Annotated in this window: 23 protein-coding genes and 1 pseudogene; 12 read left to right on the top strand and 12 right to left on the bottom strand. The window is 62.0% G+C overall.

Annotated features, from left to right (window positions below):
• Window positions 1–14 precede the first annotated feature (14 nt).
• A complete protein-coding gene (locus AACR93_RS16205) occupies window positions 15–1,388 on the top strand; it encodes an HD-GYP domain-containing protein (protein ID WP_043851344.1) in 1,374 nt (457 codons plus the stop codon).
• A 76-nt stretch (window positions 1,389–1,464) separates the two neighbouring features.
• Here AACR93_RS16205 and AACR93_RS16210 read toward each other — a convergent pair whose 3' ends face one another.
• The 6 genes from AACR93_RS16210 to AACR93_RS16235 form a co-directional block, all read right to left on the bottom strand.
• Entirely contained in the window at window positions 1,465–2,523 is a 1,059-nt protein-coding gene (locus AACR93_RS16210; protein WP_043851345.1) for an FUSC family protein, read from the bottom strand.
• Between the two features lie 61 nt (window positions 2,524–2,584).
• Window positions 2,585–4,330 carry a bifunctional molybdopterin-guanine dinucleotide biosynthesis adaptor protein MobB/molybdopterin molybdotransferase MoeA gene (locus tag AACR93_RS16215; RefSeq protein ID WP_043851346.1) on the bottom strand — a complete coding sequence of 582 codons (1,746 nt, stop codon included), beginning with the start codon at window positions 4,328–4,330 and terminating at the stop codon, window positions 2,585–2,587.
• On the bottom strand, window positions 4,327–4,962 hold the full coding sequence (gene mobA / locus AACR93_RS16220; RefSeq protein ID WP_043851347.1) for a molybdenum cofactor guanylyltransferase MobA: 636 nt from the start codon (window positions 4,960–4,962) through the stop codon (window positions 4,327–4,329). Before mobA ends, AACR93_RS16215 begins: the two co-directional genes overlap by 4 nt.
• A complete protein-coding gene (locus AACR93_RS16225) occupies window positions 4,934–5,629 on the bottom strand; it encodes an energy-coupling factor ABC transporter ATP-binding protein (RefSeq protein WP_043851348.1) in 696 nt (231 codons plus the stop codon). Before AACR93_RS16225 ends, mobA begins: the two co-directional genes overlap by 29 nt.
• Before the next feature lie 28 nt (window positions 5,630–5,657).
• Window positions 5,658–6,359, bottom strand: coding sequence for an ABC transporter permease (locus AACR93_RS16230; RefSeq protein ID WP_104014170.1), 702 nt, complete (start codon window positions 6,357–6,359; stop codon window positions 5,658–5,660).
• A gap of 64 nt (window positions 6,360–6,423) precedes the next feature.
• On the bottom strand, window positions 6,424–7,254 hold the full coding sequence (locus tag AACR93_RS16235; protein ID WP_043851349.1) for a substrate-binding domain-containing protein: 831 nt from the start codon (window positions 7,252–7,254) through the stop codon (window positions 6,424–6,426).
• A 251-nt stretch (window positions 7,255–7,505) separates the two neighbouring features.
• Here AACR93_RS16235 and AACR93_RS16240 point away from each other — a divergent pair, with 251 nt between their 5' ends.
• Both AACR93_RS16240 and AACR93_RS16245 read left to right on the top strand, forming a co-directional pair.
• Window positions 7,506–8,861: a sigma-54-dependent transcriptional regulator gene (locus AACR93_RS16240; protein WP_043851350.1), complete on the top strand. Its 1,356-nt coding sequence runs from the start codon at window positions 7,506–7,508 to the stop codon at window positions 8,859–8,861.
• A 26-nt stretch (window positions 8,862–8,887) separates the two neighbouring features.
• Window positions 8,888–11,002 carry a sensor histidine kinase gene (locus AACR93_RS16245; protein ID WP_043851364.1) on the top strand — a complete coding sequence of 705 codons (2,115 nt, stop codon included), beginning with the start codon at window positions 8,888–8,890 and terminating at the stop codon, window positions 11,000–11,002.
• Window positions 11,003–11,387: 385 nt separating this feature from the next.
• Here the strand turns inward: AACR93_RS16245 and AACR93_RS16250 are convergent, their stop codons facing one another.
• The 3 genes from AACR93_RS16250 to AACR93_RS16260 all read right to left on the bottom strand — a co-directional run bounded on the left by AACR93_RS16250 (window position 11,388) and on the right by AACR93_RS16260 (window position 14,171).
• Window positions 11,388–12,254: a helix-turn-helix transcriptional regulator gene (locus AACR93_RS16250; protein WP_081849330.1), complete on the bottom strand. Its 867-nt coding sequence runs from the start codon at window positions 12,252–12,254 to the stop codon at window positions 11,388–11,390.
• A 15-nt stretch (window positions 12,255–12,269) separates the two neighbouring features.
• On the bottom strand, window positions 12,270–13,127 hold the full coding sequence (locus AACR93_RS16255) for a formate dehydrogenase accessory sulfurtransferase FdhD (protein ID WP_043851351.1): 858 nt from the start codon (window positions 13,125–13,127) through the stop codon (window positions 12,270–12,272).
• Window positions 13,128–13,586: 459 nt separating this feature from the next.
• On the bottom strand, window positions 13,587–14,171 hold the full coding sequence (locus AACR93_RS16260) for a hypothetical protein (protein ID WP_043851352.1): 585 nt from the start codon (window positions 14,169–14,171) through the stop codon (window positions 13,587–13,589).
• A 318-nt stretch (window positions 14,172–14,489) separates the two neighbouring features.
• Between AACR93_RS16260 and AACR93_RS16265 the strand changes: the two genes are divergently transcribed.
• From AACR93_RS16265 to AACR93_RS16300, 8 genes are all read left to right on the top strand, one after another.
• Window positions 14,490–15,044: a DUF3305 domain-containing protein gene (locus tag AACR93_RS16265; protein WP_043851353.1), complete on the top strand. Its 555-nt coding sequence runs from the start codon at window positions 14,490–14,492 to the stop codon at window positions 15,042–15,044.
• Window positions 15,037–15,630, top strand: a complete 594-nt coding sequence (locus AACR93_RS16270) for a DUF3306 domain-containing protein (protein ID WP_043851354.1) — start codon at window positions 15,037–15,039, stop codon at window positions 15,628–15,630. The genes AACR93_RS16265 and AACR93_RS16270 overlap by 8 nt, the downstream gene beginning before the upstream one ends.
• 103 nt (window positions 15,631–15,733) lie before the next feature.
• Window positions 15,734–17,473, top strand: coding sequence for a 4Fe-4S dicluster domain-containing protein (locus tag AACR93_RS16275; protein ID WP_043851355.1), 1,740 nt, complete (start codon window positions 15,734–15,736; stop codon window positions 17,471–17,473).
• Between the two features lie 10 nt (window positions 17,474–17,483).
• A complete protein-coding gene (locus AACR93_RS16280) occupies window positions 17,484–18,101 on the top strand; it encodes a TorD/DmsD family molecular chaperone (protein WP_043851356.1) in 618 nt (205 codons plus the stop codon).
• Window positions 18,102–18,202: 101 nt separating this feature from the next.
• A complete protein-coding gene (locus tag AACR93_RS16285) occupies window positions 18,203–18,406 on the top strand; it encodes a transcriptional initiation protein Tat (RefSeq protein ID WP_021229865.1) in 204 nt (67 codons plus the stop codon).
• 23 nt (window positions 18,407–18,429) lie between these two features.
• A complete protein-coding gene (locus AACR93_RS16290; RefSeq protein WP_043851357.1) occupies window positions 18,430–21,306 on the top strand; it encodes a formate dehydrogenase subunit alpha in 2,877 nt (958 codons plus the stop codon).
• A gap of 4 nt (window positions 21,307–21,310) precedes the next feature.
• Window positions 21,311–21,937, top strand: coding sequence for a formate dehydrogenase FDH3 subunit beta (gene fdh3B / locus AACR93_RS16295; protein WP_005334799.1), 627 nt, complete (start codon window positions 21,311–21,313; stop codon window positions 21,935–21,937).
• Window positions 21,934–22,905 carry a formate dehydrogenase subunit gamma gene (locus AACR93_RS16300; protein ID WP_043851358.1) on the top strand — a complete coding sequence of 324 codons (972 nt, stop codon included), beginning with the start codon at window positions 21,934–21,936 and terminating at the stop codon, window positions 22,903–22,905. The genes fdh3B and AACR93_RS16300 overlap by 4 nt, the downstream gene beginning before the upstream one ends.
• A gap of 72 nt (window positions 22,906–22,977) precedes the next feature.
• Here the strand turns inward: AACR93_RS16300 and AACR93_RS16305 are convergent, their stop codons facing one another.
• Window positions 22,978–24,126, bottom strand: a complete 1,149-nt coding sequence (locus AACR93_RS16305; protein ID WP_043851359.1) for a hybrid sensor histidine kinase/response regulator — start codon at window positions 24,124–24,126, stop codon at window positions 22,978–22,980.
• 246 nt (window positions 24,127–24,372) lie between these two features.
• Between AACR93_RS16305 and AACR93_RS16310 the strand changes: the two genes are divergently transcribed.
• Complete coding sequence (locus AACR93_RS16310; RefSeq protein ID WP_043851360.1) at window positions 24,373–26,088, top strand: NAD-dependent malic enzyme; 1,716 nt, start codon at window positions 24,373–24,375, stop codon at window positions 26,086–26,088.
• A gap of 84 nt (window positions 26,089–26,172) precedes the next feature.
• On the opposite strand, the gene AACR93_RS16315 is transcribed toward AACR93_RS16310, so the two are convergent.
• Window positions 26,173–26,514: an RT0821/Lpp0805 family surface protein gene (locus AACR93_RS16315; RefSeq protein WP_043851361.1), complete on the bottom strand. Its 342-nt coding sequence runs from the start codon at window positions 26,512–26,514 to the stop codon at window positions 26,173–26,175.
• Window positions 26,511–26,953 (bottom strand): annotated as a pseudogene (locus AACR93_RS16320) (hypothetical protein); the annotation flags it as partial. The pseudogene AACR93_RS16320 and the gene AACR93_RS16315, both read right to left, overlap by 4 nt.

Below are 26,953 nucleotides of genomic sequence, written 5' to 3' on the forward strand. Positions count from 1 at the left end.
TAAGGGAGTAGACTATGACGGTGAATGGATTGCGATTGGCGGAGTTGATTGGTTCCCTCAGTCATGCGCTCGATATGACCGAGGGACAACCAAGAGGGCATTGCATTCGCTGCTGCTGGATAGGTTCCCGTCTGGGGGAGCGGCTGGGACTGGATGCCCGGCTGCGCCATGATCTCTACTACACGCTCCTGCTCAAGGATCTTGGGTGCAGCAGCAATGCTGCCCGCATCTGCGAGCTCTATCTCACCGACGATCTTCACTTCAAACGCGATTTCAAACTGGTAGATGGCTCTCTCTCCGAGGTAGTCAACTTCGTGCTGGGCCATACCGGCCTGCAGGCGGATCTGCTGGGACGTTTTCGCAGCCTGTTTCATATCTTTCGCAACGGCGACCAGATTGCCAACGAACTGATCCAGACCCGCTGTCATCGGGGGGCGGATATCGCTCGCCAGCTCCGTTTCAGTGATGATGTAGCCAATGGCATCCTCTCCCTTGATGAACACTGGAATGGCAAAGGTCGCCCCCTGCAACTGGCTGGCGAGGCGATCCCGCTCTTCTCCCGCATTGCCCTGCTCTGCCAGGTGGTGGATGTGTTTCATGCGGCCGCCGGCCCGGATGCAGCGCTCAAGGAGCTGCGCGAGCGCAGCGGCAGCTGGTTTGATCCGGCGCTGGTTCGCGAATTTGAAGCGCTGGCGGACGATGCTTTCTGGCAAGGGCTGACCGATCCCCGACTGACCGAGTGGGTTTTGGTCCACCCGGCCGGACAGGGCGAAGTAGCGCTGGATGAGGATTATCTGGACGAGATCGCGGCGGCCTTCGGGCAGGTGGTGGACTCCAAAAGTCCCTACACTGCGGGTCACAGCGGCAGGGTGGCGCTCTATACCGATATTCTTGCCACCCAGATGGGGTTGTCCGAGTCGCGTCGACGCTGGCTCAAGCGGGGTGCCCTGCTCCATGACGTGGGTAAGCTCGGGGTGAGCAATGCCATTCTCGACAAGCCGGGCAAGCTCGATGCGCAGGAGTGGGCTGCGGTGCAGATGCATGCCGCCTACACCGAGGAGATCCTGAGCCGCATCGGCGCCTTCGAGGAGCTGGCACAAGTAGCGGGCGCCCACCATGAGCGCCTCGATGGCAAAGGCTACCCCAAGGGGCTGAAAGGGGACGAGATTACCCTTGAGACGCGCATAATCACCACGGCCGACATCTTCGATGCCATCACAGCCAGGCGTCCTTACCGCGGTGCCATCCCCGTGCCGCAGGCGCTGGAGATGATGGCGGAGAATCTGGGCACCGCTATCGACCCCGACTGCTTTGCCGCCCTGCAGGCGGGTATTCAGGATTTCTCCCTCTACCTCACCCCCGAACAGCCGCTGGCCAATGCCAGTTAAGGTTTATAGCCATGACAGCCCAAGCGGCCAGTCAGATAGCAAAACGCCCCGCAATGCGGGGCGTTTTTTATGGCGCTCAGGCTGGCTGTTTGCGATGGGGCACGGTGAGGATCAGCCCCAGCAGGCGGCGCAGGTGGGTGAGCTGCTCGGTCAGCTGCACGTTGAGCCAGAGATAGCCGATGATGGCCGTCTCCGTATTGGCGGGCAGGTTGACCCGGGTCGCCAGCTCGTGCAGACGGGCGATGGCGGCCTCTGCTCCGCGCCCGTCGCCGGTTTGCAGCATCCGGGCAAGCTGGTTTATCGCCTCTTCGGTCGCCTGATGGCACTCGTGCAGCTCGCGGGTGCTCTGCATCAGGAAGTGGCTCTCCCGATCGTTCCAGTAGGTGTTGGCCAGCATCTCGAGAGTGCAGAGGGTATTGCGCATGGTGACCTGCACCGCATCAAACAGGGCGATGCTGTGGCGGGTCTCCTTGGCTGCCGGTGCCAGCAGGGCGCGCAGTTTGCCGGTTTGGGCCAGCAGCTGGGAGAGATTGTGTTTGAGCTGCGGCCGCTCCAGCACGTTGGGGGAGAGGTGGGTGTGATAGAGCCGTCCCGACTGCTGCAAGATATGGTGCAACTGCAGGCGCCAGTGGCTGTAGGCCCGCTGGGGGTAGATGCTGCAAAAGAGCAGTGCCAGCAGGGAGCCCAGCACCACGTCACCGCTGCGCCAGAGGGCGGTATGGATATCCCCCGGCTGGGCCCCCATGGTGACGCCGAGGGTGATGCCGATCAGCAATCCCACATAGGGGCGCTTGCCGAGCGCCAGATAGCCGCACAGGAACATGATGCAGCCGCACCAGATCAAGGTGAGCGGCAGGGAGTAGATCTCGAGATAAAGCGCCACTATCCCGCAGCTGGCGCCGAAGATGGTGCCCACCACCCGCTGCAGGGCGCGGGAGAGCACATTGCCCCAAAACGAGATGGGGCCCATCACCACCACCAGGGTGATCAGCGGCCAGGTGCTCTCCGGCAGTTGCAGCTGGCGGGTGAGCAGAAAGGTGAGCATAAAGGCGAGCGCAATGCGCAGGCCATGGACGATGCGATAGTGGCCGTAGACCAGCAGATCGAGCCGGGATAAGGGGGCATCAAGACGCACAGTGAGCCTCGTGTAAAGTGACCTGGGGGCGCATTGCATCCGGCCTGCGCCCCGTCGGGATTCAGGCCAATCGTCCTTGCAGGGGGTGGATCCAGACCCGCTCACCAACGGCGATGCCGCTCTGAGCGGGGACGATTTCAATCAGACAGTTGGCATCGGCCATCGAGCTCAGGATGCCGGAACCCTGTGGCCCCGTGGTGCGCACCCGCAGCTGGCCGTTGCCATCCTGATGGAAGATGCCGCGCAGGAACTCGGTGCGACCCGGGCGGCTCTTCATCTTCTCGTCTGCCAGTGCCGAGAGGCGCAGCGGCTGCCACAGCTTGCCCTGCAGGCGGGCGATGGCTGGCTCGACAAATTGCAGGAAGCAGACCATGGCGGCCACCGGATTGCCGGGCAGGCCGAAGAAGGGGGTCTGCCCCAGCTTGCCAAAAGCGAGCGGGCGGCCCGGTCGCATCTGGATGCGCCAGAAATCGATCTGGCCAAGCTCAGCCAGCACCAGCTTGATAAAGTCGGCGTTGCCCACCGAGACCCCGCCGGAGCTCAGCACCAGATCGGCGCTGGCGGCAGCCTGCTCCAGCTGCTGGCGCAGGATGGTCTTGTCATCGGGGATGATGCCAAGGTCCATCACTTCGCAACCGGCGGCGCGAATAAGGGCCATCAGGGTGAAGCGGTTGCTGTCGAAGATATGGCCGGGGGCGAGCAGTTCGCCCGGTGCCTGCACCTCGTCGCCGGTACTGAACAGCGCCACTTTCAGCGGCGTGCGTACCGGCAGGCTGCCCAGCCCGAGCGATGCCGCCAGCCCCAGCTGGGGAGCTGCGAGTCGGGTTCCGGCCGGGATGGCGACCGCACCTTTGGCCAGATCTTCCCCGGCCTGACGCACGTTCTGCCCTGCGTGAACGGGGGCGGTGACCGTGACCCACTCACCCTCAATATGGGTCTCTTCGCGCATCACCACGGTATCGACCCTGGGGGGGAGCGGGGCGCCGGTCATGATCTGCACCGCCTGACCGGCCAGCACCGGTTCGTGGCGCTGCTGGCCCGCCAGCACTTCACCCACCAGTTGCCAGCGACCGGCGGCGAGATCGTCGCTGCGCAGGCCAATGCCGTCCATCGCCGAGTTGGCGTGGGGGGGCACATTGATGGGGCTGATCAGATCGATGGCCAGCACGGCGCCGTGGCACTGGGCCAGCGGTTTGTCGCTGCAGGCGGTGCTTGGGGTGAGGGTCGCCAGAATGGCGTTGCGGGCCGCCTCGACCGACAAAAAGCCGTTGCCTGCCTCCTGCTCGCGACTCTGACAGCCGTCAAGCCAGCTACAGACGAAGTCGGCGATAGCCTCAAGGTCGTTGATATCGAGTTGCGGCAGGGTGGTCTCTGTCGGCTGGTCGCTGGCCAGTGCTATGATGTCCCGGTCTTCGGGGAAGAGCAGCGGCTTGCCAATTTCGGCGCGGTGCAGCTCGATTTTCGGGAAGTGCTCGTGCTTGAACCCCTCGACCAAGAGCAGGTCTAGCTCGGTCTGATCGAAGCTTGCCAGCAGCTGGCGAAAATCGGCTTCGGCCAGTTCCGTTTCAATGATGCGGGCATGGCGACGGCGGGAGGCCACCATCATCTGCCGGGCGCCCGCCTTGCGCAGGCGGTAGCTGTCCTTGCCCGGCTGGTCGATGTCAAAGTCGTGATGGGCGTGCTTGAGCACCCCGATGCGCAGGCCGCGCCCTGTCAGCTGCGGGATGAGCTGCTCGAGCAGGGTGGTTTTGCCGGTACCGCTCCAGGCGGCGAAGCCGAGCAGGGGAAGAGTGGGGGCCGGGGTCATGAGGTGGCTCCTTGTCCGGTGGCGTCTTGCAGGCGCGCCTCGTAGGCGGCCAGCTCGTCCGGGCTGTTGAGATTGATGAAGGCATCCGGCTGATCGGCAAAGCTCACCACCGCCATGTTGTGGCGGGCAAACCAGATATCGATTTTGCGCTCCCCCTCGGCCAGTGCGGCGCTAAGGGAGGGGAGCAGGGATGTGTGCAGCAGGGCGACCACGGGTTGCAGCCAGTCGCCATCGTGGGCAACTACCAGCTCGGTATCCGGGGTCAGGGCGGCGCGAAAGCGGCTCATCAGATCCGGGGGGAGGGCGGGGCCATCACAGGGGACGAACAGCACCCAGTCGTGGCGGGCGGCGGCAAGGCCAGCCTGCATGCCCGCCAGCGGGCCGAGGTAGTCGCGATTGTCATCGCTGATGACGGGAGCCAGCGCCTGATAGCGGTCGTGGCTGCGATTGGCATTGATGAGGATCTCGTCCACCTGGGGGCGCAGCCGCTCCAGTACGTGGACGATCAGCGGGCGTCCTGCCAGCTCCACCCATCCCTTGTCTTCGCCCCCCATCCGGGTGGCGCGGCCGCCGGCGAGGATCACTGCCGAAACGGGAAAAGGGCTAGAGGGGGATTCGCTTCTTGAAGTCATGTCGCTCGATGATTTTTAAAGGGGTCGTCTCTTGCAGCTGGCCACGGGCGAGGGTCCATTGCCGCTCGCACAGGTCGGTCAGGGCGTTGTGCTGGTGACTGATCACCACCAGGCCGCTGCCATGTTCCCGCAGATCTTGCGCCAATGCGGCCATCAGGGCAACCGAATGTGCATCCAGATTGGCGGTGGGCTCGTCCATCAGCAGAAAAGCGGGTTGCAGCGCCCAGGCACGGGCCATGGCCAGCCGTTGCCGTTCGCTACCCGAGAGAATGCTGATGTGCTCCCGAGCCAGCCCCTCCAGCTCGACCCGGCGCAGCGCCTCGAACACCCGTACCTCGCTGCCGAGCTGCTTGTCCAGCGCCCAGGCGACATTGTCATGCACCGTGCGATCAAACAGATAGGGGGTCTGGTGCAGATAGGTGACCCGGCCGGGCCCCAGATCCCTCTTGAGCAGACGGTTGAGCCGCCGTTGCCAGCGCCCCGGCAGGTTGGTGTAGCCGCGGGTCGGGGGGAGCAGCCCCGCCAGGATCTTGAGCAAGGTGGTCTTGCCCACCCCGTTGGCCCCGTGCAGCCAGATGGTGTCTCCCGCCGCGATGGAGAGGCGCTCAATCTCGAACAGCTGACGATCGCCAAAGCGCATCGTCAGCTGGTGGGCGGTCAGAGCCATGAGGTACTCCTGTGGGTTGCGGGCATGGTCAATTCTTCAGATAGCTCTGGCCGCGACAGGCGGTGAGCAGCAGGTTGAGCAGCAAGGCGAGGGTGAGCAGCACAATGCCGAGGGCCACCCCCTGAGTGAAGGCCCCTTTCTGGGTCTCCAGCGCGATGGCGGTGGGGATGTTGCGGGTAAAGTGCAGGATGTTGCCCCCCACCATCATGGAGCAACCCACCTCGGTGACGATGCGGCTGAAGGCGCCGATCACCGCCGCCAGCAGGCCAAAGCGGCACTCGTGCATCAACCCGAGCAGCGCCTTGGGCCAGGAGACGCCCAGGGTCAGGGCGGTCTCCCAGGCGCGCCGGTCACTCTGGACAAAGGCGGCGTGAGCCATGGTGGCGATGACCGGAAAGGCGATCAGCATCTGCCCCACCACCATCGCCTGCTGGGTAAAGAGCAGCTTCCAGTCGCCAAAAGGGCCGGCCCGCGACAGCAGCATGTAGAGCAAAAGACCGATCACCACGGTCGGCACCGACTGCAGGGTGTTGATGCAGGAGAGCCAGAGCCAGCGGCCGGGCAGCGGCAGGTAGGCCAGGGCAAAACCCAGCAGCAGTGCCGGCAGCAGCACCAGCAGCAGGGCGATACCAGAGACGGAGAAGGAGACCCCCACCACCTGCCACAGCTCGGTATCGCCGTTGAACAGCAGGGCGAGGGCTGCCAGGGTCGTGTCGAGCAGCGTCATCAGGCGCCTCCCCCGTCAGCATGCAGGGGGAGGGCCAGCTGCGCCGCCATGTCGGTCGGTGCGGGCATTACTTGGTGTTGGCGTCGGCCACGAACAGCGCCTGACCGGCCACCTTGAAGTCGCCGATCAGCTTCTGGCCATGTTCGGAGACCAGCCAGTTCTTCAGGGTGCGGGCCCCTTCGGTGTTGAGATCCGGGTAGCGCTTGGGGTTGACCAGGATCACCTGATAGGGGTTGAACAGGCGCTTGTCACCCTCCAGCAGCACGGCGAGATCCAGCTTGCTCTGGTAGGCGAGCCAGGTGCCGCGGTCGGTCAGGGTGTAGGCTCCGAGCTCGGAGGCCATGGTCAGGGTCGGGCCCATTCCCTGGCCGATGGATTTGTAACCGGCAAACTCTGGTTTGACGTCAGCCGCCTGCCACAGGGTCTTCTCCTTGATGTGGGTGCCGGACTCGTCACCGCGGGAGATAAAGGTCTGGCCCTTATCCTTGATGGCTTGCAGCGCTTTGGCCGCGTCGTGCAGCTTGGCCAGACCCGCCGGGTCTTTGGCCGGGCCGACGATGACGAAGTCGTTGTACATCAGGTGCACCGGCTCGATGCCAAAGCCCGCGTCGACGAACTTCTTCTCGGCAGAGGGGGCGTGGGTCATCACCAGATCCGCGTCGCCATTCTCGCCCATCTTCAGGCTCTGGCCGGTACCGGCCGCCATCACCTGCACCGGATAGCCGGTCTCCTTGGTGAACTGGGGCAGCAGCCAGCCCAGCAGACCGGACTGTTCGGTACTGGTGGTGGTGGCGAGGCGGATTGGCGCCTTGGTAGTGTCAGCATGGGCCGCACCGGCGATCAGCAGGCTGGCGGCGAGAGAGAGGGCAAAACGTTTGAGGTTGGTTTTTATCGTCATCGTGATGCAACTTTCAGGGGCGGTGAGAGAGGAAACAGCCAAGCAAGCGGGGTGCCAAACTGTTTCATACCACTGTGATTAGCTCTTTACCCTTTAAAAACAGATGGTTAATTGCGGCAATTAGGTGAGCCGGTTATCGCTTTTAATAATTGGGGTTGGTGATTTTGATACGGGAAGGACAAAATGTCCCACTAAAGTTCCGGTTATCGGGACATTCTCCGACCTTACCTGTATTCGAGGTACTTTTTTTCATGACAGTCTCTTCCGGCCACTGGTCTGCCCTCTCCCTGCTCATCGTCGACGATGAGCCCGGCATGCGCAGTTTTCTGGCCAAGGCGCTGGCCAGGCGCTTCGCCCAGATAGAGACAGCCGCCAGCGTGGAGGAGGCGGAAGCCCTGCGCTGCCGCCTCCATTTTGATCTCATCATCGCCGACATCCGCCTGCCGGGACGCTCCGGTATCGAGTGGCACGAGGCCATCGAACCCGGTACCCGCCGCAGCGACATCATCTTCATGACCGGTTTTGGCGACATGGAGACTGCCCTCAAGGCGCTGCGTCTGGGGGCCAGCGACTTTATTCTCAAACCCTTCAATCTCGATCAGATGGTGCAGGCGGTGGACCGGGTCATCGAGCGCCGCCAGATGGAGCGGGAGAACCTGCTGCTGCGCCGGGAGGTGAGCAAGCTCTTCCCGCCCACCCTGATTGGTGACAGCGCCAAGACCAGCGAGCTCAAGACCCTGATCGCCCGGGTCGCCCCCTCCAACGCCGCCGTGCTGGTGGAGGGGGAGTCCGGTACCGGTAAGGAGCTGGTGGCCCGCGCCTTGCACCAGCTCTCCGGTCGGGTCGGGGCCTTCGTGCCCCTCAACTGCGCCTCCATCGCGCCGGAGCTTTTGGAAAGCGAGCTGTTTGGCCATGTGCAGGGGGCCTTTACCGGCGCCCGCAAGGGGCGTGACGGTCTGTTTCGGGTCGCCCATCAGGGCACGCTCTTTTTGGACGAGATCGGCGAGATGCCCCTTGCGATGCAGGCCTCGTTGCTGCGGGCGCTGGAGCAGAAGGCCATTCGCCCGGTCGGCGCCGAGCGCGAACTGGCGGTGGATGTGCGTATCGTCGCCGCCACCAACCGCAATCTTAAAGCCGAGGTAGAGGCGGGGCGCTTTCGCGAGGATCTCTTCTATCGTCTCAACGTGGTGGCGCTGCCGGTCGCCCCGCTGCGCGAGCGCATCGACGATATTCCCGCGCTGGTGCACCACTTTACCCGCCAGCTCACTGCCGAGATGGGGATGGGCTCCTTGAGCTGGACCCACGAGGATGTGGTGGCGATGCAGGCTTACCCCTGGCCCGGCAACGTGCGCGAGCTGCGCAACCTTATCGAGCGCTGTTTGCTGCTCGGCAAGCCCCCTGCCGACTACTGGCAGAGCAGCCAGCCTGCGCCGCAAAGCGATGGCGGCGACGGTTATCCGCTGGAGTGGCCGCTGGCCGAGGTGGAGAAGGCCCACATCCTGCAGGTGGTGGCGAATCACGATGGCAACAAGTCGGCCGCCTCCCGGGTGCTCGGGGTGGCGCGCAAGACGCTGGATCGCAAGTTCAAGGAGTGGGCCATCGAATGAGGTCTGCCGATGCCAAGGGAGTGGCGATGAAAAAGAGCCTGTTGTCACGCTGTATCCGAATTCTGTTGCCGCGCTGCGTGCGCACCAAGGTGCGCTGGCGCCTGCTGCTGCTCACCTCCATGCCCATCATGCTGAGTCTGGCGGGCATGGTGGCGCTTACCCTCTACTGGACGCTCACCTACAGCTGGCAGAACCTGCTCACCACGGTCAGAAGCGATCTGGCTGGCGCCCACCACGCGGTGATCGTGCAGCAGACTCGCCAGAGCGAGCACCTCGAGCACCTGCGCGATGCCTGGGCCTTCCAGCTGCGGCTGCGGGAATCGCCGGATCAGCTGCAGGACTGGGTGATGCCGCTGGCATCCAACTACGGCCTCGATTTTCTGCGTCTGCGCCGCGGCGCCGAGCTGGACACCCTGACGGCTCAGGAGCTGACGGCCCTGCGCGCCGGACGCAGCGTCAGCCACTTCGTGGTCTGGTCGCAGCAGGAGATGCGCGCCCTCTCGCCGCTGTTGGCCAAACGGGCCGTGCTGTGGCAACGGGATGGCACCAAAGTGGTGGAGAACCGGGGGCTGATCAGCCTCTCGCTGACGCCGGTGATGGGCCGCGACGGCTCCCTTTGGGCGGTGCTGGAGGGGGGCGAGCTGATTAACGGCAGCACCCGGCTGGTGGACGAGATCAAGGGGCAGGTGTTTGCCAAGAACACATTGCCGGATGGCAGCGTTGGCACCGTCACCCTGTTTCTCGACGATCTGCGGGTGAGCACCAACGTCCCGATCAGCAGCAGCCATCAGGTGGGCCGGGCGGTGGGCACCCGGGTCTCGCCGCCGGTGCGCGAGCAGGTGCTGAAGCGGGGCGAACTCTGGATTGACCGCGCCTTCGTCCACGACGCCTGGTATGTCTCGGGCTATGAGCCGCTCTTGGGGGCCAAAGGCGAGCGGATCGGCATGCTCTACGTCGGTTTCCTTGAGTGGCCCATCATTCGCACCTACCTCACCAATCTGGTGGAGCTCGGCTCCGGCGTGGTGGTGCTGCTGCTTATCTCGGGCCTGCTGGTCTATCGCAGCGCGCGGGATCTCTTCACCCCCATCGAGCGGATGCACAAGGTGGTGCGGCAGGTGCAGGCCGGGCAGTCGGCCCGCATCGGCGAGCTGGCCCTCGACCCCGACCACGAGCTGGCCCAGCTTGGCCGCCAGTTCGACGCCATGCTGGACCGGCAGGAGGCGCACCAGCTGCAGATGGCCCGCAGCGCCGACGAGTTGGAACAGAAGGTGGCCGAGCGCACCCAAAGCCTCAAGCAGAAGACCGCCGAGCTGGAGGAGCATATCCAGATGCTGACCGAGGCGCGCCAGCAGCTGCTCATCAGCGAGAAGCTGGCGGCCCTTGGCGAGCTATCGGCCGGGGTGGCCCACGAGATCAATAACCCCTTGGCGGTGATCCTCGGCAACGTGGAGCTGATGAAGCTGGAGCTGGGGGAGGCGGCAGAGCCGGTCAGCGAGGAGCTGGCGCTGGTGCTGACCCAGATCGAGCGCATTCGCGCCATCACCCGCAGCCTGCTGCAATATTCCCGCCCCGGCGACTACGAGACGGCGCCGGTGTGGCAGCACCTCAACCCCATTATCGAGGAGAGCCTGACTCTGGTGCGCTCCGCCCTGCGCCAGCAGCAGGTGGCGCTGGTGGCCGACCTCAAGGCGCAGCAACCCATAGAAGCGGATCGCCAGCAGCTGCTGCAGGTGCTGATAAACCTCTTGGTCAACGCCAGCCACGCGCTGGGGGAGCAGGGGGAGATCCGGGTCGAGAGCCGTGACTGGTTCGATGAGGCGGGTGTGTTGCAGGGGGCGCTGGTGCGGGTCATCGACAACGGCAGCGGCATCGAGGCGGCCATCATGGACAAGATCTTCGACCCCTTCTTCACCACCCGCGCCACCGGCACCGGACTGGGGCTGGCCCTGAGTCACCGCATCATCAGCCGCTGGGGCGGCGAGCTCTTGGTGGACTCCACCCCGGGTCAGGGGAGCTGCTTTACCGTGCGGCTGCGCAGCCACGCCCTGCTGCCAAGCGGCGGCGAACCGGCCCAGCTCGAAGGGTGGCGCATCGCCCTCAATGCCGAGGGGTTTGATTCCAGCGGCGAGCGCAGTCAGTAACCCTTCACCTGCGCGCAACGGCAAAGATCCCCAAGCAAACCTTGGGGATTTTTTTATGGCGGCTTGGGCTGCTTTGCCGGATCGGAGGGGGTTGCTGCAGGGCTGTCAGGAGCGACCTTGATGGCCTCTCCGGGGCAAAACAGTCGGTATAAATTAAATTTATGGGTTTTGCCAAAATGACCCGATTTTAACTTATGCCGAGGGCTAACCCGTTCTGAGCGCCTGTTACAGGTGGATGGAGGTCGTCAGTGCACTCCCTCCGATTTGGGGGGAAGGTGATGAAGAGGCGTAGTGGCAAGAACGTCAGGCAAACCGTCTCGCAGGCCAGGCTGCCAGCGAGACGGGAATTTCGGGAGGGGGGAATTGTTAGGTCGTGCCGGGCCGCTTACTGCGGGCTCCACACCAGCTTGCCGCTTTGGCTCAGGTCATAGCCGCCGAGGCGGGCCGCCAGCTCGCGCCCCTCGGGGGATTGCAGCCAGCCGATCAGCTGTTGCAGCAGGGTGCGAAAGAACACCCCCTGCGGCATCACCAGATCGAAGCACTCCTGCGACAAGGGCATAAAGCCGAGGCCAAACTCGGTGGCGGTGCTCTGGGCGCCGGGCCCCACGTCCGCATCGCCGCGGCTGATGGCAGCGGCCAGCTCCCGCTCGCTGTTGACCTCGAGGGTGCGCTCCAGCCGGGTCAGCGACTCCCCTTGGGTTTGCAGCCACTCCTGCAGGGCGCGCTGGCTGCCAGCCCCCTCCTGACGCATGGCCCAGCGCCAGTCGAGTGCCTCTTTCGCCTCTTTGGGTTGCAACCCCTGCCGCAGCACCAGCCCCTGCACCCGCCGAAATCCATGAACGATCACCCATTGCCGGTGGCCCTGATACTGCTGCACCAGCGCCGGGTGGCGCAGGTGGGCCTCCTCGGCCTGCCCCCAGTGGATGGCGCACAGATCCACATGGCCGCGTGCCAGCATCGCCAGCCCCTGCCGGGTGCCGCACGGGGTGTAGCCCACCAGTGCCTGGGTGCCGAGCTGCCGGGCCAAACGGCTGCTGGCGTAGTGCAGCAGCACGTCGTCGGAGCCTGCCAGCAGCAGGCGGTCGTTCATCACCCCCTCGTGGCAGCTGCCGAGCAGCCAGCGGTCGAGCAGGGAGCGGGGAAACAGCCACTTGCCGGTCGCCTTGGTGGCGGGGATGCGCGCCTCGTTGGCGAGCTGGTAGACCTTCTTCTCGTTGAGATCGAGGTATTCGGCCACCTGCTTCACGTTCATAAACTCGTTCATGGCTTAATCCCGCATCCCGCGACCGGTTGAACCGGGCGTCAGCACCGGCGGCTTCTCGTCCAGCACCATATGGTCGTGGCCGCTAAAGACCTCGAAGTGGCGTCCCTTGGCGCGGGCAATCATGGTGATGCCGAGCTGGCGGGCCAGATCCAGCCCCATCTGGGTGACGCCGGAGCGCGACAGCAGCACCGGAATGCCCATCTGCGCCACCTTGATCACCATCTCCGAGGTGAGCCGCCCGGTGGTGTAGAAGATCTTGTCGTGGCCAGCCTCGCCACTCATCCAGAGCTCGCCCGCCAGGGTATCCACCGCATTGTGGCGTCCCACATCCTCGACAAAGGAGAGGATTTCGCTGCCGCGACAGATGGCGCAGCCATGCACTGCCCCCGCCATCTTGTAGGTTTCGTTATGGGCCGACAGCGCCTTGAGCAGGGCGTAGAGGGTGCTCTGTTTAAGCTCGGGCGCCGCCAAGACCACCCCTTCGAGCTTCTTCATCACGCTGCCATACATGGTGCCCTGACCGCAGCCGGAGGTGACCGTCTTCTTCTCCAGCGACTTGTCGAGATCGGCGGCCTGCTGACTGCTCACCACGGCGGCGGCCTCGCTCTCCCAGTCGACGATCACCGACTCGATGGCCGCAATATCCTCGATAAAGCCCTGATTTTTCAGATAACCCAGTACCAGTGCCTCGGGGCGGGCCCCCAGCGTCATCAGGGTTACGATCTCCTTCCAGTTGAGGTAGACCGTCAGTGGCCGCTCACAGGCGATTTGGCGGGTTTGCAGCGTGCCCTGCTCATCCATCACCTCGACGGCCATGGTGAGCTGGGCGGCAGCATTGCTTTTGATAAAGGTCGGTGTCATGGGCCCCTCGCGACCGGTTGCCGGGATCTAAGGGGAGGGGCACAGCAAGTTTTGTTCCAGATTACTTTGGGCGAGATTCTCTTTTGTGGAGTTAAGTAGGTTCGAATAGCGGAGCGTATTCGGACGATCGCGAGTCTTGTAGTCTTGAATACGTATCTATATTGCCGGTTTGTGAAGCTATGTTTGTTTTTTGACTATGAAAAGAGGATGGTCAATTAATCTTATTCAATCTTTTATTATTATGTAGAAAGCTGTATCTACCCGATGAATTGGTGCTGCATGATTGACCAGTTACTTCATTAATTGGAGTAACCAGCTAACGAGTTTACTATAAAATGTCAGAATGACCGAATCAACCAATCTAGGAGCCTGCGATCTACATAGTCAAGATTCGGTCATGTGAATACGCGAACGTCCGAATACGCTTCGCTATTCGAACCTACGATTATTTTAAAAATTTTAGTGTGGTGTTTTTAGGACAAGGAATTGAATTACGTTGATCAACCAATAAATTGATGTGCTCAACCCAAGAATCATAAGAAAGATTGCGATATTGTTTTTCCATGCAGGAACATACTGGATCCACCTAACCGCAACATTAGTTGCTGTGCATTCAGCACTTCGAACAACAAGTAATGCAGGAAGGTCAGTGTTGACACTCATTATTTCTATCCCAATCTCTTCCTTTGGAGAAAGATTATCAAAAATCAAAATGTGACGTCCATCAGGATCTGTTTTTTGCTCGTAGTGGCGGACAGGCCAAAGGTTAATATATTGTGGAACCCAATTAAAAATCAGCTCTATTTTATTGGCTGTTTCCCTACCCATATTTATAACTTTAAACGACGCCGTGACAACCTTTTGGTTTGGACTGATAACTTCTCCATCACCATTTTTAATAGGTTCCTGCAGAATAAATGTGAATGCATGCGGGCTAGTCCAAATTAACTTTGCTTTTGATTTCATTCCAACATTAAGAAACCAGGTAATAAAAGGCACCAAAATAGAAACTATTTCTTTACCATAAGTACTTATGAAATTCATTGGATTCATGCTCCTAGAACTGTTGCCTAACTATTTTTAGGAAGAAAGAATATCATCTATCAGTGGTAAATGGGTACACCCTACACTCTATATATGATCAAAAATGGTCGTAGAACCGAATAATGGATCTTATTTGAACGGTTGCGTATTGGAATTGCTACGTCCCCTGTCCGCCTTGAAGGAAAGCCACATCCCGCCTTGGCCCCACTCTTGCTATGTCTTATCCCATTGATGGCCGTGGCCGCCATAAATCACCTGCCGTGATCCGCCCCGAACGGGGTGGTTCAAGGGGGAGGGTGGCCCGGCAGAGACCTTCTGATGGGAGCCGTGACAGTGCAAGAGATAACCAATACCTTGCCCCCGCAGCGCTGGCTGCAACTGGAGTTAAAGGCCATCGACAGCCAGGTTGGCCGCTGGCAGAGCCGCCGTTTCGAGATTGCGGCGCTCCATCCCGCCGAACCTGAGGCTGCCGGTGCCTTGCCCCTTACCCTGTTTCGCGATGAGCGGGGGGATTATCGCTTCAATTTGAGCTCCGGCTCGCCCCGCCTGTTTGTCACCGGAAGCCGCGTGGACAATGGCTTTGTGGCCGATGGCCTGACCCTGAGCCAGACCGTGGCCGCCGCCTATATGGATGGCGAGCGGCAGGTGCTCTCCTGCCCGCTGCCCGAGGCGCTGCAAGCCTGGGTGGAGGCCTTTATCGGTCGTCACGGCGAGCTGCTGGAGGCCCGTCGCAAGGGCAAGAAGGGCAAGGGGCGGGCGCAGGATCAGCTCGGTGTCGATACGGTAGATCAAGCCAGCTGCGGCGCCGTCAAGGCCACCGGCCCCGATGGCCTTGAGCGTGGCAGTGACAGCGGAAATCGCGCCCATGAGTGAGTTCCTCAAGCGCTGGTCGTCTCGCAAGAGTGAGGCGCGCAAGCATCAGGCATTGCAGCCGAGGGAAGAGGTTATCCCCGAGGCAGTTGCCGCCCCAGTCGAAGGCAGTGGCGAAGCTGGAAACCCAGATACCGCGCTGGATAACCCCGTAGTCAGCACTGACAAGGGGAGCAGTGAACCCCTTGCCATTGAGGGGGCCGAGAGTGGCGAACCGCCGCTGAAAACGGCCCAGCAGGACAAGCCAAAACTCCCCGACAAGGAGGCACTGCGGGCCATGTTTCGCAGCCATAAGCCGGATGGGCTCGACGACTACACCCAGGATTTCAGCCAGCCCGAATTGCTGCCCGCAGCCCTGACCGCCGGGCTGCGCAACTGGCTGGTAGATCAGGTAACCGCCCCGGAGAGCGAATCGGCCAATTCGGCCAGCGGATCCGCTGAACCGGTGGCGCTTGCCAGCGAGCCTGCCGCCGACGAGCTGGCTGATAACCATTCTCAAACCCACACCAACGATCGGGACATTTTGGTTTCCTCTGGTGGACAAAATGTCCCAACCAAAGGTGGGGGAATGGAACCCTCAGGATCCTGACTCCCTGTCAGTCACTTTTTTTCCGGGGGAGTTGGCTCGCCTCTTGCTCTCTCGGCTTACCAACAAGCGCCCATCCCATGAGGTGGCGCGCACAGGAGTGTATGTGAGCACTGAACAAACATTGCCAAATCTGGCCCCAAATCTAACCTCCAATCTTGCCCATGGGGCGGGGGCGGCCGAGCATAACGCGCGCGCTCGCGCCTATGCCCTGCAGCATACGGTCAAGATCGACAACCTGATCCCGGCCACTGTCTCTTACCAGAGTCAGGGGCGCCTGCTGCTGGTCGGCCCGGAAGATCGCATTCGCCGCGCTGCCAGCCTGCTGCCCGCCGGGGTGAAGCCCACCCTGCTGGTGACCGAAGCGGTCCACGATGCCGAGGCAGCAGATCTCGAAACCATTTTCGATGCCACCGCATCCCTCGCGGCCCTGACCCTGCGCGAGCCGAGCCTGACAGGGTATCTCGGCCAGTTTCAGCTCATTGGCCTCAATGGGCAGGGTGAGCGGGTTAATCTGGCTGCGCTCTGCTTTCCACAACAAACGGTTGTTGGTAGCGAACCGCGCTTCGATCTGGTGGCCGATCTGGGCCGTGCCCCGCTCTTTGCGCTGGAGCGCCCGCCGGTCGGCTATCTGCATCTTGCCGATGACCAAGAGCTGGCCGAACGACTCGCCGAGCTCTGTGCGCTGACCGGTATTTTCGACAAGCCGCGCTATTTTCGCCTCGACCCCGAGGCCTGCGCCTTTACCGCCCGCGGCGTGCCCGGTTGCAGCCGCTGCCTCGATGTCTGTCCGACCGATGCCCTCAAGCCCATCAATGGTCGCATCCAGATCGATCCCCATCTCTGTCAGGGCTTTGGCAGCTGTGCCTCTGCCTGTCCGACCGGGGCGATTGCCTATCACCAGCCCGATGCCAACACCAACAGCGACTACCAGTTCCGATTGCTCAAGCATTATCGGGAGGCGGGCGGCGAAGCGCCTCGACTGCTGATCGCCGGCGAAAGCGAGCGCGAATGGGTGGAAACGGAACTCACCCGCCTGCCCGCCAACTGGCTGCCGGTCTGGGTGGAGGAGAGCGCGAGTTTAGGCATCGAGAGCTGGTTCGCCGCACTCGCCTATGGCGCCAGTGCGGTGCACATTGCGCTGGGTGACGATGCCCCCGAAAGCGTCCGTGCGCTGGTTGAGCGGGAGCTGGCGAGCGCCGCCGTGCTGCTGGCGGGCGCCGGCCTTGCTGCCGATCGCATTGCTCTGTTTGACGCAGATGCTGGTGAGCCTGTTTCCGGCCAGCCGGCCGTTGCCTTGCTGGAGAAGCCGCTGAAGGGGGACAAACGGGAGAACCTGTTTGCCGCCTTCGACGCCCTCTGGCAGGCCAACGAAGGGAGCCGCGAGCCGCTGGCGGTGCCTCACGGCGCCCCATACGGTAGCGTGGAACTCAAAGAAGCAGACTGCACCCTCTGCATGGGCTGCGTGGCGGTCTGCCCGAGCCGTGCCCTGCATGCGGTGGGTCATGCGCCGGGCCTCAACTTTATCGAGCAGGATTGCATCCAGTGCGGCATGTGTGAAAAGGCGTGCCCCGAGCAGGCCATAGTGCTGATGCCTCGTCTGCAACCCGTGCCCGAGGCGCGCCGCGCCGTGCAGAGCCTGAAAGCCGAAGAGGCTGCCTGCTGCATTCGCTGCTCCAAGCCGTTCGCGCCCGCCTCGATGATCCGCCGCATCCAGCAAAAACTGGCCGGTCACTCCCACTTCCAGAACGAGGCCGCCCAGCGGCTGCTGATGTGTGAGGAGTGCCGGGTCAAGGATGTATTTGCAGCGCTGGCGGCGGATCCCGTCTCCCAGCTCAAGGTGTGAGGGGCCAGTGATGAGTGAACAACGTAACGAAGAGGCTGGCGAACTGACCATGACCGAACTGGAACAGAGCAGCGCCGATCTCTACGCCCTGCTGGCAAGCCTCTGGCGCGCCGCCCCCCGTGGCGAACAGCTCGCTTGGCTGCAAGGGTTGCAGCCGATGCCGGGCCCCTTTGCCAGAGGGCTGGGGCTGGTGCAGCTGGCGGCCAGTAGCCACCACGAAAACGAGCTTGCCGAGGAGTATCAGGATCTCTTTATCGGGCTGGGGCGCGGGGAGATAGTGCCGTTTGCCTCTTGGTATCTCACCGGCTCTTTGATGGAGCTGCCGCTGGCGGTGCTGCGCGCAGATCTGCAGTCCCTCGGTTTCGAGCGCCAGAGCGGAGTGTGCGAGCCGGAAGATCATCTCGCCGCCCTCTGTGAGGTGATGGCGGTGTTGATCGCCGAGCAGCACCCGGATCGCAACCGCTTCTATGATCGCCACCTTGCCCCCTGGGTACTTGCCTGCTGCCGCGATCAACAACAGGCGAAAGGGGGCAGCTTCTACCGGGCGGTCGGGGCCCTTGCCGAAGATTTCTTCAAGCTGGAAAACGAATTGCGCCTGCCGTTTGGCGCCTGCGTGGTGACGGGCTGAACGCCTCCATCTGTGCATAACAAAACGAGCAGACGAGATATCCCATTGGACGCGAAGCTGGCCCGCTGGCGCCGGCAAGAACAACAACAGAGGTCACAAGAATGAGCGATGAAAAGCTGAAAGACCCGTCCCGCCGCAATCTGATCAAGGGGGTGGGGGTGGTTGCCACCATAGGCGTGCTGGCCGGTGCCACCGGCCGGGTCGTGGGCAAGGAGGTGCTGACCCACGACACCGAACCCGACAAGGGCTATCGGGAGACCCCCCACGTTCACGACTTTTATCGCACCCTGCGCGGCACCGACTGAGCCGGCTCAGTGAAGGAGAATTCATGAAACTGACAAAACGTGCCGAGCAGCCCCAGGCGGACGAGCAGGGCAATGAGGCCATTCGCGGTCAGGGGCTGACCCGTCGCGCCTTTATGGTCAACTCGGGTCTGGTGGCAGGTGGCGCCGTGGCCGCCGGTTGGCTGGCCCCAGCCATGATGCAGCGAGCCGAGGCCAAAACCGTGGCGGCCGGGGTGCCGGTCGAGGTGAAGCGCACCATCTGCTCCCACTGCTCGGTGGGCTGCGGCGTCTATGCCGAGGTGCAAAACGGCGTCTGGACCGGTCAGGAGCCGGCATTCGATCACCCCTTCAACCTTGGCGGTCACTGCGCCAAGGGTGCGGCCCTGCGCGAGCACGGTCACGGTGAGCGTCGCCTCAAGTACCCGATGAAGCTGGTGGGCGGCAAGTGGCAGCGCATCAGCTGGGATCAGGCCATCGAAGAGGTGGGCAACGAGGTGCTGCGCCTGCGCAAGGAGTCCGGTCCCGACAGCGTCTACTGGCTCGGCTCTGCCAAGCACTCCAACGAGCAGGCCTACCTGTTTCGCAAGATGGCCTCCCTGTGGGGCACCAACAACGTGGATCATCAGGCGCGCATCTGCCACTCCACCACGGTCGCTGGTGTCGCCAACACCTGGGGCTACGGCGCCATGACCAACAGCCTGAACGACATGCACAACAGCAAGTCGATCATGTTTATCGGCTCCAACCCAGCGGAGGCCCACCCGGTCGCCATGCAGCACATCCTGCTGGCGAAAGAGCGCAACGGCTGCAAGATCCTAGTGGTCGACCCGCGTCGCACCCGTACCGCCGCCAAGGCGGACATGTACCTCTCCCTGCGTCCGGGCACCGACGTCGCCTTTATCTGGGGCATGCTCTGGCACATCTTCAAGAACGGCTGGGAAGACAAGGAGTTCATCCGCACCCGCGTCTATGGCATGGACGAGGTGCAAAAAGAGGTGGCGCGCTGGACCCCGGCCGAAGTGGAGCGGGTGACCGGCCTCAACGAACAGCAAGTGCACGATGCCGCCAAGCTGCTGGCCGACAACCGCCCCGGCTGCGTGGTCTGGTGCATGGGCGGAACCCAGCACACCACCGGCAACAACAACACCCGTGCCTACTGCATCCTCGAACTGGCCCTCGGCAACGTGGGCAAGAGCGGTGCGGGCACCAACATCTTCCGTGGTCACGACAACGTGCAGGGGGCCACCGACTTTGGTGTCACCTCCGACTCCTTGCCCGGCTACTACGGGCTGGAAGAGGGCTCCTGGAAGCACTGGGCCCGGGTGTGGGATGTCGATTACCAGTGGATAAAGGCCCGTTTTGACAACAAGGCCTACAACGGCAAGCTGCCGATGAACAACAACGGCATTCCGGTCTCCCGCTGGGTGGACGGGGTATTGGAGAACGCCGATCTCATCGAGCAGGGCTCCAACATCCGCGCCATGTTCTACTGGGGCCATGCGGTCAACTCCCAGACTCGCGGCCCCGAGATGAAGAAGGCAATGCAAAAGCTCGACATGATGGTGATTGTCGACCCGTACCCCACCGTTGCCTCGGTGATGAACGATCGTACCGACGGCGTCTACCTGCTGCCGGCCACCACCCAGTTCGAGACCTATGGTTCCGTCACCGCCACCAACCGCTCCATGCAGTGGCGTGACAAGGTGATAGAACCCCTGTTCGAATCCAAGGTCGATCACGAGATCATGTATCTCCTGAGCAAGAAACTCGGCTTTGCCGACCAGCTGTTCAAGCACATCAAGGTGGAGAACAACCAGCCACTGCTGGAAGACATCACCCGCGAATACAACCGCGGCATGTGGAGTGTGGGTTACACCGGCCAGAGCCCGGAGCGGCTCAAGGCGCACCAGCAGAACTGGCACACCTTCCACAAGACCAACCTCAAGGCCGAGGGCGGCCCGGTCAGTGGCGAAGTGTACGGTCTGCCGTGGCCCTGCTGGGGCACCCCGGAGATGAAACACCCCGGCAGCCACATCCTCTACGACACCAGTATTCCGGTGTCGGAAGGGGGCGGCGGTTTCCGCGCCCGTTTCGGCATCGAGTATCAGGGTGTCTCGCTGCTGGCCGAAGACTCCTGGCCAAAGGGAAGCGAAGTGGAAGATGGCTATCCCGAGATCACTGCCGACCTGATGAAACAGCTTGGCTGGTGGGATGAGCTGACCGAGGCCGAGAAGAAAGAGGCCGAGGGCAAGAACTGGAAGACCGATCTCTCCGGCGGTATCCAGCGGGTCGCCATCAAGCACGGCTTCGTCCCCTACGGCAACGCCAAGGCGCGCTGCGTGGTGTGGACCTTCCCGGATCAGGTGCCGAAGCACCGCGAGCCGCTCTACACCCCGCGCCGGGATCTGCTGGCCGACTACGCCACCTGGCCCGATGCCAAGAGCCTGTGGCGCCTGCCGACCCAGTACGCCTCGGTGCAGGAGAAGGATGTCAGCAAGGAGTTCCCGATCATCCTCACCTCCGGCCGTCTGGTGGAGTACGAGGGGGGCGGCGACGAGACTCGCTCCAACCCCTGGCTGGCTGAATTGCAGCAGGAGATGTTCGTCGAGATGAACCCGGCGGACGCCAACGATGTCGGCGTGCGCGACGGTCAGGATGTGTGGGTCGAGGGGCCGGAAGGGGGCAGGGTCAAGGTGAAGGCGCTGGTGACCCCGCGGGTCAAGCCGGGGCTCGCTTTTATGCCGTTCCACTTCGGCGGCCACTTCGAGGGCAAGGATCTGCGCGCCAAATATCCGGAAGGGTCAGACCCCTATGTGCTGGGGGAGTCGGTCAACATAGTCACTACCTATGGTTATGACCCGGTCACCCAGATGCAGGAGACCAAGGTCACCCTGTGCCGTTTTCGCAAAGTAGGAGCCTGATCCCATGGCCAGAATGAAATTCATGTGTGACACCAAGCGCTGCATCGAGTGCAACGGCTGTGTGACGGCGTGCAAGAACGAGAACGACGATGCCCTCGAGTGGGGCATCCAGCGCCGCCGGGTGGTGACCCTCAACGACGGCCTGCCGGGGGAGACCTCCATCTCGGTCGCCTGCATGCACTGCACCGACGCCCCCTGCATGGCTGTCTGTCCGGCCGACTGCTTCTATCACACCGACGACGGCATAGTGCTGCACAACAAGGATCTCTGCATCGGTTGCGGCTACTGCCTGTTTGCCTGCCCGTTCGGTGCCCCCCAGTTCCCGAAAACCGCCGCCTTTGGCGATCGGGGCAAGATGGACAAGTGCACCTTCTGCGCCGGTGGCCCGGAAGAGGATCACAGCGAGGCGGAGCGTCAGAAGTACGGTGCCAACCGTATCGCCGAGGGCAAGCTGCCCATGTGTGCCGAGCTCTGCTCCACCAAGGCGCTGCTGGCGGGGGATGCGCAGGTTATCTCCGATATCTTCCGCGAGCGGGTTGCCTATCGCGGTGCCAAGGATGCGGCCTGGGGTAATGGCGATGAGCTGTTTCACGACGCCAGCAAGCTGAACAAGCAGGGAGGGGCAGCATGAAAACTTGGCTAATGGCCCTGTTTGCTGCCCTGCTGCTGGTGAGTACCGCAAGTTTCGCCGACGCAGAGAAAGAGGCGGTCGGCTTTGCCGGCGCCGACTACTGGCGGGCGGTGAAGGATGGGCAGGAGGGGTACACCACCTCCCGCTCGCCGGAACACGGGGTACTTATCTCGGTGCCGGGCCAGCTCTGGTTCGAGGTGAAGACCAAGTGGGTGTCGCCGCTCGGCGCCATCGCCATCTTCGGCTCCTTGGCCATGTGCGGCCTGATGTACTGGGTGGTGGGGCCGACCAAGCTCTCCAAACCGCGCACCGGGCGCAAGCTCAAGCGCTGGAGCCGGCTCGATCGGGCGCTGCACTGGACCACTGCGGGCATGTTCCTGACCCTCTCCGGCTCGGGGCTGGCCATCATCTACGGCAAGCACTTCATCAAGCCGGTGGTGAGCCTCGGGGTGTGGGAGAACTGGATCTGGTTCGCCAAGGTGTTCCACAACTACGTGGGGCCGCTCTTCTTCCTCTGCCTGATGGGAGTGCTCATCAAGTGGTTCCGCCACAACATCGTCAACATGGTGGACGTGCAGTGGTTTATGAAGGCGGGCGGCATGCTGGGGCCCCACAAGGGGAGTCACCCCTCGGCGGGCTTCTCCAACGGTGGCGAGAAGGCGATTTTCTGGCTGCTGATCTGGTTTGGCGGCATAGTCGTGGCGACCGGGCTGTTCCTCGATTTCCCCATCTTCGGCCAGCTGCGCCGCCAGATGGAGTGGGCCAGTTTCATCCATATCGTCGGAGCGCTGATCCTTATCTGCGGCTTTATCTTCCATATCTACATGGGCCTGTTCCAGCTGGAAGGGGCGCTGGAGGGGATGGTGACCGGCGAGGTGGACGAGACCTGGGCCAAGGAGCACCACGACCTCTGGTATGAAGAGGTGAAGCACACCCTCGATGAGCCCAAGGCAGGCAAATCAAGCTGATGGTCGAAAATGAGTAAAGGGAAGGGGCGCTGAGGCGCCCCTTTTTATGTTCAATTTTCTCCGAATGCCGGCTCAGGCCACCGGCTTGAGCGGCAGGTGGATTTCGTAGCGCAATCCCTCGCCCGGCGGGCTGGTGACGTTGACCGAACCGTGCAAGTTGTTTTCTACCAGATTGTGGATGCGGCAGGCGCTGAGCCCGCAGTGGCTGGTGTTGCCGCGCAGAGTGGTGAAGAAGGGTTCAAACAGGCGGGGCAGTTTCTCTGGCGGCATGCCGGGGCCCGAGTCCTGATAGGTGAGCAGCAACGACTCCTCATCCTGAGCGACGTGGATGGTGAAGCTGTGCTCCCCGTTGCCGTGAAAGGCGTGATCCATGCTGTTTTTCACCAGCTCCTGCAACAGGTCGACGAAGAGTGTCTCGGGGGCGGTCAGGGTGACTTCGTTCCCCTCAAGGCGGGGGGTGACTCTGGCAATCTGCAGCTCGGCGGCGAATGCCTGCAGCATATGCTCGGCACACTTTTTCACTGCGAAGGGGCGCGCCTCCTGTTCATTCTGGTCGCGGGTCAGCTCCTTGAAGCGGGTGATGAGCAGGGCGACCCGGCGCAGGCTGGACTCCACCAGCTCGGTGCCTTCCTTGATATCGGTCAGTTGCTGGTTGAGCAGGCGCTGACCCAGTACCCCGTTTTTTACCGCATTGGCCAGCAGGTCGCCGGCACCCTGAATCAGGCTGGAGGCGGTGATGCCAACTCCGACCGGGGTGTTGATCTCATGGGCGATGCCGGCGGTGAGCTGAAACAAGCTCTGATAGAGCTGCACCTTGGCCTGCTGGCGACCAAGCTCGCGCAGGCGCAGCTGGTTCTGTACCCGGGCCAGAACCTCAAGCTGATGGAACGGCTTGGAGACATAGTCGCAGCCGCCCGCCTGAAAGGCTTGCTCAAGGGCACTGATCTCGCTGTTGGCGCTGATGAAGATGACGGGCAAGCCCCAGTGCCCCTGCTGCTGCTTGATACGGCGGCATGCCTCGTAGCCATCCATCACCGGCATATTGATGTCCATCAGGATGAGGTCGGGAGTGGCTTGCGCTACCGCAGCAACGGCCTGCTGGCCATCTTCCGCTTCCCGTACCTGATAGCCCTCCTCTTCGAGCAGGCTGCGCAGGATATAGCGGTTGGAGGCCATATCATCGACGACAAGAATGTTGTGTATGGTGTTGGTGCCTGGCATACCGGTTGGTGTTTCCGTGCAATGGGTCTGATGTTCAGCATAGTTCTTCATCAACCGCAGTGTGGTCTGATGCCGTCGCCATTGGTGCGGAAAATGGATGTGTTTGAGCCACGTTTGGACATCTTTTTGGCCGCAGGGTATGGCCAAGCTCACAAAACCGAACGACCAAACGTCATATGATTGATTTCATTATCACTCTTGCTCTCCTGCCGAACGGCAACTTCACGTAAATCAAAGAGAATGACTATGGCTACCGGACAATATCTGCTGTGGAAAGATGCACAGGGACAGGATTTTCGCCCCGTTGCACTGACAGGCACTGATCTGCTCAACAATCGTTATCTCAACAAGGGCACCGCCTTTACCGAACAGGAGCGGGCCGATTTCGATCTCGATGGCTTGCTGCCTCCTCAGGTGCAAACCTTCGAAGCCCAGCTGGATCGGGTTTATGAAGGCTTCAAGAGTGCTGGCAGTGACATCGAAAAGTACCAGAACTTGCGCGCGCTGCAGGATCGCAACGAGACCCTCTTCTATGCCCTGTTGTCTCGCCATGTGGAGGAGATGACCCCGTATATTTACACCCCGACCGTCGGCAAGGCGTGTCAGGAGTTCAGCCACCGCTTCCAGAAGCCGCGCGGCCTCTACATTACCCCGGACAACGTGGATGACATGGGCAGTCAGGCCCGTCACTTCGATGCCAAATCGATCCGCATCATAGTCGTCACCGACAGCCAGGGCATTCTGGGGATCGGCGACCAGGGTGTTGGCGGCATGGGTATTCCCATCGGCAAGCTGGCGCTCTATACCCTGGGGGCGGGCATCCATCCGGCCTGCTGCATGCCGATTGCGCTGGATGTGGGCACCGACAACCAGAAACTGCTGGATGATCCCATGTACCTCGGTCGCCCGCACAAGCGGATCCGTGGCAAGGAGTATGAGGAGTTCATCGACAAGTTTGTGCAGGGGGTCAAGCGTCACTTCCCCAATGCGGTGCTGCAGTGGGAAGACTTCAGCAAATCCAACGCTTTCAACAATCTGGCCCGCTACCAGCAGTCACTGCCGTCGTTCAACGATGATATTCAGGGTACGGGGGCCGTGGTGCTGGCCGGTATCATTGGTGCGGTCAAGGTCAAGGGCGAGACGCTGGGCCAACAGAACTATCTGGTTTACGGCGCGGGTGCCGGCGGAGTCGGCGTGGCGGATCAAATCTGCGCGGGGATGATCCGCGAGGGGATGGATCCGCAGGCAGCGCGGGATCGCATCTACATCCTGGATACCCAGGGACTGGTGTGCGACAACCGCGAGGGGCTCGACGAGTACAAGCGTCGCTATGCCAAGCCGGGCCTGCTGCTGGCCGGCTGGGACACCGAAGTGCCCGGCAAGGCCAGTCTGACCGATGTGTTGCGTCATGTGCCCATCACCGTTTTGTTGGGAACCAGTGGTTCAGGTGGCGCCTTCAAGGAAGAGCACATCCAGCTGATGCAAAAGCACTGTGAACGTCCCATGGTGTTCCCGCTCTCCAACCCGACCGCCAACTGCGAAGCCTTGCCGGAAGATATCTACAACTGGAGCCAAGGCAAGGCCATCGTCGCGACCGGCAGTCCGTTCAAGGATGTGAATTATGACGGGCAGGATTTTCGGGTCGGGCAGGGCAACAACGTCTTTATCTTCCCCGGAGTGGGGCTGGCGGCGATTGTCAGCCAGATCCGCGAGATCACACCCGATATCTTCACCACCGCCGCCTTTGCGCTGGCCGAGTGCGTGAGTGAGGTCGATCTGGCGAAAGGGGCTGTCTATCCGCGCATTCGCGAGCTGCGCAGTATCTCGGTGCATGTGGCGACCGCAGTGCTCAAGGATATAGTGCGCAAGGATCCGTCCCACCCGCTGATTGGCCAGGATCTGCAGCAGCATATCCTCAATCACATGTGGGAGCCGGCCTACCTGCCTTATCGTCGGGTATAACCGCGTATCCACCACCCGGATAACGGGTCGGCCAAGATGACAAGGGGGTAGCACTGCTACCCCCTTCGTTTATCCCGTCACGTACTAAGTGCGTAGTGGCCGCCAGCTCCCTTGCTGATTGCGGCAGGCGGTATCCTGCCACTGCTGGCTGGCCTTGCCGATATAGAGTTGCTCGCGATAGTCGCGACACCAATCCCCGCTGGTATGGCGGAAGGTGCGCAGCGGGGTGACGCTACCCGAGTGACGGTTAGCCGGATTGAACCAGGTGAGGCTTTGCCCTTTGGTGCGGGTTTCCAGCGCCTTGGCGAGAGCCTGATTGGCCAGTTGAATATCTGCCTTATCCATTTGATGGTAAAGCGGCTGTGTGTCGACCGTGGCGCAGCCTGCGAGGCCGAGCAGGAGGAGTGTTAGCAGATAACGCATTATGGTTGCTCCTGTTGGCGAAAACCGTTGTTGAGCAGCGCACGCTCCTGCTCATCGGTAAGCACTTGCTGGCGATCATCGACGGTGCCATCGCCCCTGAGCTTGTTGCCGTTGGCATCAACGGCGTCCACACCGTTATCATCGACCGTGCCATCGCCTCTGAGTTTGTTGCCGTTGGCATCGACGGCGTCTACGCCATTATCATCGACCGTGCCATCACCTCTGAGTTTGTTGCCGTTGGCATCGACGGCGTCTACGCCGTTGTCATCAAGCCCGTTGCCAAGGCCACGACCACCGGCATGAAGGTCTCCTCCGCCATGCAACTCGCCACCAGCATGGCGCTCTCCACCCGCATGTTGGTCTCCTCCAGCGTGTTCACCACCTCCATGTTCACTGCCTCCGCCATTATTGTCGCTACCACCTCCTCCGTGGTCACTGCCAC

The organism is Aeromonas sp. L_1B5_3 (assembly GCF_963866575.1).
In the GTDB taxonomy this organism is placed as follows: Bacteria; Pseudomonadota; Gammaproteobacteria; order Enterobacterales; family Aeromonadaceae; genus Aeromonas; species Aeromonas jandaei.